The 11,707-nt window shown below is 58.8% G+C and carries 12 protein-coding genes; 4 read left to right on the forward strand and 8 right to left on the reverse strand.

Features of this window, described 5'->3' with window-relative positions:
* Positions 1-52 precede the first annotated feature (52 nt).
* The 7 genes from RG836_RS13610 to RG836_RS13640 form a co-directional block, all read right to left on the reverse strand.
* Complete coding sequence (locus RG836_RS13610; protein ID WP_310846143.1) at positions 53-550, reverse strand: nuclear transport factor 2 family protein; 498 nt, start codon at positions 548-550, stop codon at positions 53-55.
* Between the two features lie 457 nt (positions 551-1,007).
* The gene (locus tag RG836_RS13615) at positions 1,008-1,955 is read right to left on the reverse strand and encodes a SphA family protein (protein ID WP_310846145.1); all 948 of its coding nucleotides are present in this window, start codon (positions 1,953-1,955) and stop codon (positions 1,008-1,010) included.
* Positions 1,956-2,110: 155 nt separating this feature from the next.
* Positions 2,111-3,064, reverse strand: a complete 954-nt coding sequence (locus RG836_RS13620) for a fumarylacetoacetate hydrolase family protein (protein ID WP_310846147.1) — start codon at positions 3,062-3,064, stop codon at positions 2,111-2,113.
* Positions 3,065-3,074: 10 nt separating this feature from the next.
* Positions 3,075-3,452, reverse strand: a complete 378-nt coding sequence (locus RG836_RS13625; RefSeq protein ID WP_310846150.1) for a YciI family protein — start codon at positions 3,450-3,452, stop codon at positions 3,075-3,077.
* Positions 3,445-4,425, reverse strand: a complete 981-nt coding sequence (locus tag RG836_RS13630) for a VOC family protein (protein WP_310846153.1) — start codon at positions 4,423-4,425, stop codon at positions 3,445-3,447. Before RG836_RS13630 ends, RG836_RS13625 begins: the two co-directional genes overlap by 8 nt.
* A 13-nt stretch (positions 4,426-4,438) precedes the next feature.
* Positions 4,439-4,753 carry an NIPSNAP family protein gene (locus RG836_RS13635; protein ID WP_310846156.1) on the reverse strand — a complete coding sequence of 105 codons (315 nt, stop codon included), beginning with the start codon at positions 4,751-4,753 and terminating at the stop codon, positions 4,439-4,441.
* Between the two features lie 5 nt (positions 4,754-4,758).
* Positions 4,759-5,652, reverse strand: coding sequence for an NAD(P)-dependent oxidoreductase (locus RG836_RS13640; RefSeq protein WP_310846158.1), 894 nt, complete (start codon positions 5,650-5,652; stop codon positions 4,759-4,761).
* A 137-nt stretch (positions 5,653-5,789) separates the two neighbouring features.
* On the opposite strand from RG836_RS13640, the gene RG836_RS13645 reads away from it, so the two are divergent.
* Entirely contained in the window at positions 5,790-6,692 is a 903-nt protein-coding gene (locus RG836_RS13645) for a LysR family transcriptional regulator (protein WP_310846161.1), read from the forward strand.
* Between the two features lie 13 nt (positions 6,693-6,705).
* Here RG836_RS13645 and RG836_RS13650 read toward each other — a convergent pair whose 3' ends face one another.
* Positions 6,706-7,611 (reverse strand): LysR family transcriptional regulator, encoded by a 906-nt coding sequence (locus RG836_RS13650; protein ID WP_310846163.1) that lies wholly within the window; start codon positions 7,609-7,611, stop codon positions 6,706-6,708.
* A 149-nt stretch (positions 7,612-7,760) separates the two neighbouring features.
* Here RG836_RS13650 and salA point away from each other — a divergent pair, with 149 nt between their 5' ends.
* From salA to RG836_RS13665, 3 genes are all read left to right on the forward strand, one after another.
* A complete protein-coding gene (salA, locus tag RG836_RS13655) occupies positions 7,761-9,062 on the forward strand; it encodes a salicylate 1-monooxygenase (RefSeq protein WP_310846165.1) in 1,302 nt (433 codons plus the stop codon).
* A 74-nt stretch (positions 9,063-9,136) separates the two neighbouring features.
* A complete protein-coding gene (locus tag RG836_RS13660; RefSeq protein ID WP_310846167.1) occupies positions 9,137-10,507 on the forward strand; it encodes an MFS transporter in 1,371 nt (456 codons plus the stop codon).
* A 40-nt stretch (positions 10,508-10,547) separates the two neighbouring features.
* A complete protein-coding gene (locus tag RG836_RS13665; RefSeq protein WP_310846169.1) occupies positions 10,548-11,669 on the forward strand; it encodes a muconate cycloisomerase family protein in 1,122 nt (373 codons plus the stop codon).
* Positions 11,670-11,707 lie beyond the last annotated feature (38 nt).

The following is an 11,707-nucleotide window of genomic DNA, read 5'->3' on the forward strand; positions in this document are numbered from 1 at the left end:
TAGAGTTTGCTGGCGAAGATGCCACTGCGACACCCATCAGGATGGGCCCTGACTAACGAGCGCTGTGGGCGACAGGGTCGTTTTGCGCGCCTTGCACATGGTGCTGAAGATCACCCGCCAGACTCAGCGTCACTTCCCGGCGACTGAAGCGCCATTCACCGCCATGCAGTTCAAATTGATCCAGGTATTTGCCGGTGCAAATCGGCTGCAGCGGGAAGCCATCGAGTTGTTGATGCACGGTGTAGTAGCTCGCCGAACTGGCTTTTTCGCCCGAGGCATCGACGTCAATCAGCACGTTGGTGACCGAATGCCACGTGCGCGGGGTTCGATCTGCGTGAACCTGCAGGCCAGCGTTGAAAAACTCGAGAAGACCCTCAAGGGTGGATGCTTCGTTGCCCAGTACATGCAGCACGGCGTGTTCGAGTACATTCGCGACACCTGCGAAATCCCCGCGATCCAGGCAGTGGCAATAAGTGGCGTGAAGCCGATGGATGGCGCTCTCGGCGGCCAGGCGCGTAATGATATCCAGGTCTCTGGTGTTCTCGCTCATGCTCAATACTCCGCGGCCGAAGCCATTCAATAACGATATGTAGCAAACGCTACAAACACATCATTGCACGGTGCTTTGCACAGCATCAAGTTCTTTATAGCGATCGATACATTCAGACTCAGCGCGGCCAGCAGCTGCCCTACAAGAGCGCGAATTCCGACTGAAAGGCGCTGCCGGCAACTGTCGAACAGCCCACCAGTTTTTCTTGCGAATGCCCCAGACAGGCATAGGAAGACGGACCGCACAAGGTCAAGAGAACGTAGTCGGTGATGCTATCGACTTTGTCCGCAGAGGTATGTTCGGCCACGTAAGCACTTACCGCTTCGCTGCCCTTGGCCGCCAGACTGGCAGCCAGTGCAGCCGCGATAAACATCATCCTTGGCAGATGAAGTTCGACGCAGCGCGCTGCTGGATATTCAACGATCCATGTTTGGCATGGTTACAAAAACAGTCCCGGTCAGAAGCGAAAAACCGCCTGCAACCAAAAACGGTCACCTTCGGAACGGTTCTCGACTTTCATCTCATGCTGCCACTTGGCCGCAAAACCCCATTGCGGAGTCTGGTACTTCACGGCAGGACCGATCGCAAATACTTGCCCGCGGTTACCATCTGCAAAAGTTTCTCCGTGTTGTTCATCATCGGTTACTTGTTTGTAAAGATAACCGTTGACGCCAACTTGCCATTCTTTAGTGACGTTGTAGCCAATATTGTAATCCGCGTTGAATTCATCCCCGGATTTATAGTGCGTCGCATCATTCTTAGTGTTAACGAAGTAAACCATCTTGGAGCTGACTTCCAAGTTATCGATCGGATAAGCGGTAAACGAATACCAAGGCCCGAAAGACCACGTATTACGGCCAGGGTTGAACAGGCGATCTTCGTCGTAGGAACCAATCGGCGCCACGATGTCCAGGCCCAGCAACTGATGAAAGCGTGGCGTGCTCCAGCTCAGGATCAACGGCACCATGGTCAGATCACCCATGCCGTCCTGATGCTCGGTTCGACGCACGCGGCCACGCGGGGTGTCCACATCGAAACTGATAGCGCCCTTGACAAGCGGCAATGCAAATCGACTCTCGACCCTGGCCCCGAACAACGTCAGGTAGGAATAGACATAATCCAGACGGAGTGAGATAGCCTGAACATTCAAATCAAAGTTATGAATACCAGCCTTGTCATGCCCATCACTGTCTTTGAGTGAGTTGGAAGTATAGTCACTCAGATACCAGAACGTAGTCAGCCCTGGCGGAGGCAACCTTCCCGAAGCTACCGTATTGACGCCAACGGGATATACGCTGCCCCCTCCCTCAGTTGCCTGTACATGAGAAGGCAATACCGCGCCAGCTAATATCAAGGCGGCAATGCACTTGGGTTCAGTGATGGAGAATCGGACTATAGGCCTCATTTTTCGTACCTTCTTTTTATTGTTTTTTATCGATTACAACCTGCATTTACTAGCCATTTTCAGGCAGCACAAAACCCTTCCAAGAAATGGAAAACACGCAAAGTTCTGTTGTTAAAACCTGCCGATCGAAAGGGACCGGCATGCAAGGGATTACATCAAGCGATAATGGTTTCCAGTTCGCCCAGGCCGTCGATCCAAACTCTCAACACATCTCCCCGGACAAGGAATACGCCCTTTTCCATGCCCACGCCGGCCGGCGTTCCGGTCAGGATCACGTCACCGGGAAACAGCTCGACCCGCTGACTCAGATACTCGATCTGATCCGCGACGCCGTACATGTGGTTGGAGGTGCTGGAGTCCTGCTCGATCGTACCGTTACGCCAGAGTTTGATATCGAGCGCTTCCGGATCCTCCACGAATTGCGCCGGCGTCAGATAAGGACCCAACGGACAAGCGCCGTTGAATACCTTGTGGCCGATCCAGTCAAAACGGAACGGCGAACTGGCATCGACCGTGTCGCGCACCAGGCTATCGCGGGCCGACAGGTCGTTGGCACACGTATACCCGGCGACATAATCGAGCGCCGTGTCCTTGCTGACCCGATAGGCTCGGCGACCGATCACCACCGCCAATTCGGCTTCCCAATCCAGCTTTGTGGTGCCTGCAGGCATCTCGACGATCTGCTTGTGCGCTGCCAGGCTGCCTCGACCGGCCTTGATGAAATGCCAAGGGGCAATGCCATCGCTGCGCGGATCAAGCGACAGTTTCATGTTGAAGGCACGGCCCATCGCCGCCACATGGTCCCGGTAGTTGGCCCCCGCCGCATAAATAGTGCCTGGACGCTGCAAGGGCGTGGAGAGCTCGAGTGCGTCAAGGTCCAGTCGGTGGTCGTCGAAGCCTGCTGGGTTGTTGCTGATCCCTTCAGCCAGCGCCTGAAGCTGCTCGTTGGCGCGTGTCCAGTTCTCCAGCAAACCATCGATCGTGAGCACTGCAAGCTCGACCTGCGCCGAGGTCGCCACCCCCAGCAGGTCATAAGCCTGATCGTTCACCCGCAGACCCGTGGCAGGGATGGCGGAGTCAGTCCGGTAGGCGAAAAGTTGATATTTCATAAGTGACCTTTTAAAGAAGCGAGGCGCGTTTATCCGAGAAGGTGACATGTACGGTGATACCGCCTTCCATGAGCATCCACTTGCGCACCTCCACCGCGAAAACGCCGTTGGCGATGAACGGATCGGCCTGCACCAGACGCTCGGCCTCAGCCTGGTCGGAGGCCCGCAGGATGGTCATGCCGCCCAGCTGCCCGGGCGCATACTCGTCAGACACAAACGGCCCGGAAGCAAACAACTCGCCACGGTTCTGAGCAGCGATTGCCCACTGCAAATGGGCACCGAGCAACTCCGCCATGCGGGTCAGGTCTTTAGGCGTACGAAAAGCCACGAATAACGGCTTATTCAGCATGCCGGCAAGCAACGCGTGCTCCGGGGTCATCTCAGCCATTGGCCAGCGCCTCGGTCAGGGCCATGCCCGGTGTTGCATCAAAGCCTTCCGGCACTTCGTAGTTCTGGGCGAAGTCATCCTTAGGCGGGCCAACAGACCACACGGCGGCCAATTCATGAGGACCGGCAGCGTTCAACGGCACCCAATCGCTGTCGTCCTCAGGAATCACGTCGATGTCCCAGAAGTACTCCACCAGGCTGTTCCATGGATCACGGATGTAATGGAAGTAGTTGGAGCCGCCAACGTGGCGCCCGAGACCGAAGGCACTGGTGTAGCCCTTGGCAACCAGGCTTTGCGCGCCCATTTCGATCTCGTCGATGTCCATCACTTCGAAACTCAAGTGATGCAGGCCACTGTGCGAGCTTTTGGCCAGCCCCAGCGCATGGTGATCGCCACCACAACCAAAACGCAGAAAGCCCAGAATATCGCCGGCGCGATCCGACACCTTCATACCCAGCACTTCGGTATAGAACTGAATGGATTTGTCGACATCCGGGCTGAACTTGATCAGATGGCCCAGGCGCAAGGGCGACGCGATCCGGGAGGACGACTTCAGATCGCAGGCGCGCTGGCCGATGCGGCGATAACGGCCGTAGGTGTTCACTTCCGGCGTCGGGCGAGGTGCCGAGGGTGCTGCAACACCCTCGCAGACATGCACCCAGTCATTGCTCGGATCACGGAACCAGATGCCTTGGGAGTCGATAGCGAACGGGGCGTCTTCAAGCGCAACGTTGTGGCTCTTGAGGCTCTTGCGAACCTGTTTCATGCCTGCCGCATCGGTGCCATAGGCCACATAACTCAAGGTTTTGGGGCTGCCCGGCATCAAGCGCACCTGATCCTGGCCCCGACCCTTGCAACGCAAGACCAGATGCTCGCCCGATACCCGGGCTTCCAGTCCGAAGGCCTCGTAAAACGCCCGCCCGACTTCCAGGTCGGGAACGGACAGACCGACGTGATGAAGAAAACGAATCATGGCTGTAGCTCCGTTACTTGATTGGGGAAAAAGGCGCGCCCGTCAACAGCTCGGCGTGCTGCGACGTCACCATGTGCCCCGCTTTAGCGAGGAATTCATGCCATTTCGGATTGCTTGAAAGCGCCGCGCGACGTTGCGCACGGTCCTCATAGCTGGAAAACCCCCAGATATGGATGACGCGATTGACGTCGCCGGTTTCCGGTTTCAAGTAAGCGATGAGATTGCCCCAGGCTCCGCTCTGGATTGGCAGCCCCTCGGCTTCATACATGCGGAGGAATTCGTGCAGGGCACCGGGCTTGAGTTGATATGTGCGTTGTTCAATGAGCATGTCGTTCACTCTTCTTGGGGACGTACACGGGAGTCGGCTTCGATAAGCTTGATCACGGCAGAGATATCTTCTTCACCCATCCCCAAATACAGGGCACGGTTGAAGTAGGACTGAGCGGCACTGAACAGCGGTGACGCACAGCCCAGATCCGCGGACATGTCACCGGCCATCCGCAGGTATTTTTCCAGGGTCACCAGCGGCCCGGGAGCTGGCTGGAATGTACGGCTGGCCATCATCGGTGCACGCACGGTGAACATGATCGAACCGCCAGCACTCTGGCGTATGACTTCCACCACCTTCTCGGCACTGAAACCGGCTCTGACGCCCAGGTTCAACGCTTCGGCAGCCGCCAGCGTATGGATGGTCAGCAGGTAGTTGGCGATCAGCTTCATCGCTACGGCACTGCCCAATTCGCCAATACGGAACTGAATATCAGCGATGGCGCTGAGCACCGGCTGGCAGTGTTCGATCAACGACTCGTCACCGCCCAGGAACAGCGAGGCCTTGCGTGCCAGCACCAGGGGTGGAGACCCGCTGACCTCTGCTTCCAGCATTCTGGCGCCCTTGTTCTCGATACGCTGCGCCCACTGGATTTTGAAGTCGCGCTCATACGTGCCCATTTCAATCAGGGTGTGACCCGGACGCAGCGCATCGAGCAATCCGTGGGGGCCTTCCATGACTTCGTTTTGCGCCTCCTCACAGGGCAGGCAAGTGAGGATGAAATCCGACTCGGCAGCGACCTGGGCCGGGTTCTCCAGGGCAATGCCACCCAGTTCCACAAAGCATTCACGGTCGCGGCGACGATAACCCACCACGCGGAAACCGGCGGCGAGCAGATTGGTGGCGATGGGCAGGCCGAGTTGGCCGATGCCCACCATACCGATGGTGATAGCACTCATTGTGAGCTTCTCTTGTTGTTATTCTTGCCTGTGAACGTCACAGGCGTCGTTGACTGCTAACTTAGGCGCCGCCGGTGTCGAGAACAAATAGCCTGAGTTATTTATAAGTAGTAATCAGAGTGATACGAGGCGCTGCAATGAAGGATCTGAACCTGTTGTTTACGTTCGAGGCACTGTGGCGCGACCACTCTGTGTCCATTGCAGCGGAGAACCTGGGAGTGACTCAGGGCGCGGTCAGTAGCTCGCTCAAACGCCTGCGCCAGGAATACGGCGACAAATTGTTCGCCATGGTGGGGAGGCGCATGGAACCCACGCCGTTTGCCGTACAGATCGCCCCGACCCTGCTCGATGCGCTGGATCTGGTCCGCGAGGCGCAAACGCGCGCACTGGAGTTCGCCCCACAACACTGCCGCAAGGTCTTCACTTTGCGTACACGGGACATCGGCGAAGCGGTCTGCCTTCCGACGATTCTGAAGCTGTTGCAGGCCGAGGCGCCGTTGTGCCGAATCACCACCGTGGCCAGCCCGGTCGAGGAGACCTTGAGCGGCTTGTCCATCGGACGCATCGATCTTGCGATCGGGTATCTGCCGACCTTGAAGACTGACATCCATCGAACCGTGGTGTCCTCGCAACAGTATGTTTGTGCACTGCGCACCGGACACCCGCTGGCAGATGTGGAGCTGACCCTGGAGCGATTCCTGAGGCAACAGCACCTGCTGGTCGAGACCGGAGGCACCGGGCACGTGTTGCTCGAGCGCGCGCTGATTGAGGCCGGCGCACGAAACAATATTGGTCTGCGCATCCCGCAGTACCTGTCGGCCCCTTACCTGTTGCTGGAATCGGACATGCTATGGGTGGTGCCTGCGGTACTGGGCAAGACGCTGTCACGGCACTTTCCGTTGCTGCTCAAACCCGTGCCACTGGTGCTGCCGGAATTCGACATTGCGCTGTATTGGCACGACCGCTTTCATCGTGATCCACAGAACAAGTGGTTTCGCGAAATGGTCGCCACCGCTTTGCGTCAGTCGTTACAGGACTGAGAGCCGGTACTGGTCAGGCTTCGGAAAACAGCTCGAACATCAATTGGCGCAGCCAGCGGTTGGCTGGATCGCGGTGATAACGGGCATGCCAAAGCATGTTGATGGTGAATTCGGGTATGGCCACCGGATGAGGTAACGCCGTCAGCCCGAAATGTTCCAAGTTCACAGTGGCGTAGCGCTCAGGCACGGTTGCAAGTAAGTCGGTGTGCTGGAGGATGTGGCCTACTGCGGCAAAGTGCGGTACTTCCAGGCGAATGGAGCGCTGGATGCCCAGCCGCATCATCAAGGCATCCGCTTCGCCGTGCCCGGTGTTCGCAGCGACAACCCGCACATGTCCATAGGAGCAGAACCGCTCAAGGCTGAGCGGTTCGCGGGTGGCGGGATGGTCCCTGCGGCACAGGCACACATAATGCTGGCGCATCAGCCTGCGTTGAAAAAAGCCTGCCCGCAGTTGCGGGATCAAACCGATCGCCACGTCCACCGTACCGTTCTGCAAATCCTCGTTGAGGCTCATCGCATTGTCGCGAACCGTACTGATGACACAGCCGGGAGCCAGACGCGCCAGCGCATCCATCAGCCGTGGAATCAGGTAAATCTCGCCGATGTCAGTCATGGCCACCGTGAACTTCCTGACACTGGTCATAGGGTCGAACGAATTGGCCCGACTGAAGGCGTCACGCAGGGTGTCCATGGCCTGCAGCACCGGTTCGGCCAATTGTTCGGCATAGGGCGTGGGCTGCATGCCGTGGTAAGTGCGCACGAACAGATCGTCTCCCAGCGCCGCTCGCAGACGCTTGAGAGCGTTGCTGACAGCAGGCTGTGTCAGCCCGAGATTTTCCGCCGTGGTCGACACGCGGCGGTCGAGTAGTAGCTGGTTGAAAACCACCAGCAGGTTCAAATCCAGATCATGCAGTTCCATCAGCCATCGCCCTGACGTGGTACGGGTAAGCCCTGAAAAGTAATATTCAGAGTGGTGATAAATCTTATACGGGTCAGTGCATTTATCAATGTCACTACGTTACTCATGATGGCCTCACAACAAGAATTTCCGTCATGGGTAACCCAAGCATGAATAACAAAAGCACTAATCCAGCCCTGCGCATCGGCATTGTTGGCGGCGGTATTTCCGGGGTCGCCCTGGCCCTCGACCTCTGCCGCAACAGCGATGTTTATGTCCAGTTATTTGAAGCCGCACCCGCCTTCGGTGAAGTGGGTGCCGGTGTCGCCTTCGGCGCCAACTCGGTGCGCGCTTTGGATGGCCTGGGTATCGGCGACGCATACCGCAAAATCGAAGACCGCACGCCAGCACCGTGGGAAGACGTATGGTTCGAATGGCGCCACGGCACGGGCGACTCCAAGTACTTGGCCACAACCATAATGCCAGGCATGGGCCAGTCTTCGGTGCACCGTGCCGACTTCCTCGATGTGTTGACCACCCATCTGCCGGCCGGCATCGCCCAGTTCAATAAACGCGCTGTGGGTGCCGAACAGATCGGCAACGAGGCTCGCGTCCTGTTTGCCGATGGCACCGACTACCGTTGTGACCTGCTGATCGCTGCGGACGGCATCAAATCGGCGCTGCGCTCCCATGTGCTTGAAGGCATCAACGCGCAACCGGCAGAACCACGCTTCACCGGCACTTGCGCTTATCGCGGCATGATCGACAGCGAGACCCTGCGCGAAGCCTACCGTGCCAAGGGCCTCAATACCCATCTGGTGGATGTGCCTCAGATGTACCTGGTCAAAGACGGTCATATCCTGACCTTCCCGGTCAAACAGGGTCGCATCATCAACGTGGTGGCGTTCCTCTCCGACCGTTCCACCGACACCCCACATTGGCCGGCCGATGCGCCCTGGGTGCGCAAGACCACTCAAGCGCAGATGCTCGAGGATTTCGCCGAATGGGGCGAGGCCGCTCGCACGCTGCTCGAATGCATTCCCGAGCCAACCTACTGGGCACTGCACGACCTGGCCGAGCTGCCTGGCTACGTGCATAACCGTGTCGTGCTGATCGGTGATGCGGCCCACGCCATGTTGCCGCACCAGGGTGCTGGCGCCGGGCAGGGCCTGGAAGACGCGTACTTCTTGGCACGCCTGTTGGGCGATTCACGCCTGACCGCAGACAACCTCCCCGCGGTTTTGACCGTTTATGACGAATTGCGCCGGCCACGGGCCTGCAAGGTTCAGCGCACCTCCTGGCAAGCGGGAGAGCTGTACGAGATGCGCGATCCGGAAGTCGGGGATGACGAACAGGCCTTGGCGACCAAACTGGAAAGCAGGTTCAACTGGTTGTGGCACCACGACCCGGAAACCGACGTCGTCGAGGCGCGCGCGCGTCTGGGCTGGGGGCTGCCGTCCGACGCAGCCTGACCGCCGGCCGCTCACACCGGGGTGCGCCCGCGCGACACCCCGGCTCACATAACAACTACAAGAAGAGCCATGCCATGCGAACAATCGACGTAGCTGCCCTGCTCAGCGGGGCGCGATTCAACGCCTTCCATGCTCGCCTCCTGTTCTGGGGCGCATTGATCATTATTTTCGACGGTTACGATCTGGTTATCTACGGCGTGGTTCTGCCCGTGCTGATGAAAGATTGGGGCCTGAGTGCGTTGCAGGCCGGTCTGCTGGGCAGTTGTGCGCTGCTGGGGATGATGGCAGGGGCGCTGTTCTTCGGGCAGTTGTCCGACCGCATCGGCCGGCGCAAGACCATCACCCTGTGCGTTGTGCTATTCAGCGGCATGACGGTGATCAATGGCTTTGCTCGCACCCCTGAAGAGTTCGGGTTGATGCGCTTCTTGGCCGGCATCGGCATTGGGGGCGTCATGCCCAACGTCATCGCCCTGATGAACGAATACGCGCCGAAGAAACTGCGTGGCACGCTGATTGCCGTGATGTTTACTGGTTATTCAGTCGGCGGCATGCTTTCCGCTGGCCTCGGAATGTGGCTGATTCCTCTGTATGGATGGTCCTCAGTCTTCTTCGTCGCAGGTGTGCCGCTGCTGGTGTTGCCACTGATGGTCCGGCAGTTGCCCGAGTCGATCAACTTTATGTTGCGCAAAGGACAGGGCCCGGCTGCCGGTCGCCTGCTGCAGCGGGCAGTGCCAGGCTACCTTCCGGTCAGCGATGATGACCTGCGCCGCGAAGCTGGCCAGGCTCCCAAAGTCTCAGTGGCGCAGATCTTTCAGGACGGCCGACTGATCAACACCCTGCTGCTCTGGCTGGCATTCTGCTGCAGCCTGCTGATGATTTATGGCATCAGCGCCTGGCTGCCCAAATTGATGAACACTGCAGGTTACGGGATCAACTCCAGTATTGGCTTTTTGCTGGTACTCAATTTCGGCGCGATCTTCGGTTCGCTGTTTGGCGGCTGGTTGGCCGACCGTTTCGGCCTGGGGCGCGTGCTGGTGTGGTTCCTGGCGACCAGCGCACTGGTGCTTGGCTTGATGGCGGTAAAAGCGCCTCTGGCGCTGTTGTATGTGTTGATCGCCATTGCCGGCGGCGGCACCACGGGGGCCCAGATATTGGCCAACGCCTTCGCCGTGCAGTACTACCCCGCACACATCCGTTCTACCGGGCTGGGCTGGGCGATGGGCATCGGCCGGGTCGGCGCGATCATCGGCCCGATGCTGGGCGCCGCCATGCACGCCGCCGAACTGCCGTTGCAGTTTTCCTTCCTGGCCTTTGCTGTCCCGGGACTGATCGGCGCGGCCGCCATCGGCACTTTCCTGATCCGGGTCAATCGTAAGCGCCCGGTGCATCCAGACGTGGACGCCGTGACCGAGTCGCAGCCCTCCTCTGCCCGGATCAATCCATGAAGAACGCTCAATCAATCCAATCCTGCCTGTGGAATCCGGTATGACCGCTGCCAATATCGAAAGCATCGAAACGATCCTCGTCGACCTGCCGACCGTTCGCCCGCACAAACTGGCGATGCACACCATGTCTCAGCAGACACTGGTCATCATCCGACTGCGCTGCAGCGACGGCATAGAAGGCCTGGGCGAATCCACCACTGTCGGTGGCCTGTCGTACGCCAATGAAAGCCCTGAGAGCATCAAGACCAATATCGACACCCACCTGGCGCCCGCTTTGATTGGCATGGACGCCAGTAACCTCAACGCCGCCATGCAGCGACTGGATAGAGTCGCCAAAGGCAACACCTTCGCCAAATCCGGCCTGGAGACGGCGCTGCTCGATGCCCAAGGCAAGCGCCAGGGCGTTGCGGTCAGCGAGCTGCTGGGCGGTCGTGTGCGCGACAGTCTGGAAGTCGGTTGGGTATTGGCCAGTGGCGACACCGCCAGAGATATCGCCGAGGCCGAGCATTTTCTCGATGTGCGTCGTCACCGTCTCTTCAAGGTCAAGATCGGCGCCAATGCGCTGGAGCAGGATCTTAAACACGTAGTGGCGATCAAGCAGGCGCTGGGCGAGCGGGCGAGCGTACGGGTCGACGTCAATCAGTACTGGGACGAGGCGCAGGCGATTCGGGGTTGCCAGGTCCTGGGCGACAACGGCATCGACCTGATCGAGCAACCGATTTCACGGATCAATCGCGCGGGCCAAGTGCGTCTGAACCTGCGTAGCCCAGCACCGATCATGGCTGACGAATCAATCGAATCGGTCGAAGACGCCTTCAGTCTCGCAGCAGACGGCGCGGCCAGCGTGTTTGCCCTGAAGATCGCCAAGAACGGCGGCCCACGTGCGGTGCTGCGTACTGCACATATTGCCGAAGCGGCAGGCATCGCACTGTATGGCGCGACCATGCTCGAGGGCGCCATCGGCACCCTGGCCTCGGCTCACGCGTTTCTCACCTTGAGGAAACTCGCATGGGGCACCGAGCTCTTCGGTCCGCTGTTGCTGACTGAAGAGATTGTCAGCGAGCCACCGGTCTACCGCGATTTTGAGCTGCACGTGCCCAACAAACCCGGCCTGGGTCTCAGCCTGGATGAAGAACGCCTGGCAATGTTTCGTCGCAAGTGATGCCTGGCCGCACCTGATACAAAAAAAAGAGGAACCCG

It is taken from the genome of Pseudomonas rhizozeae, from assembly GCF_031583775.1.
Taxonomy (GTDB): Bacteria; Pseudomonadota; Gammaproteobacteria; order Pseudomonadales; family Pseudomonadaceae; genus Aquipseudomonas.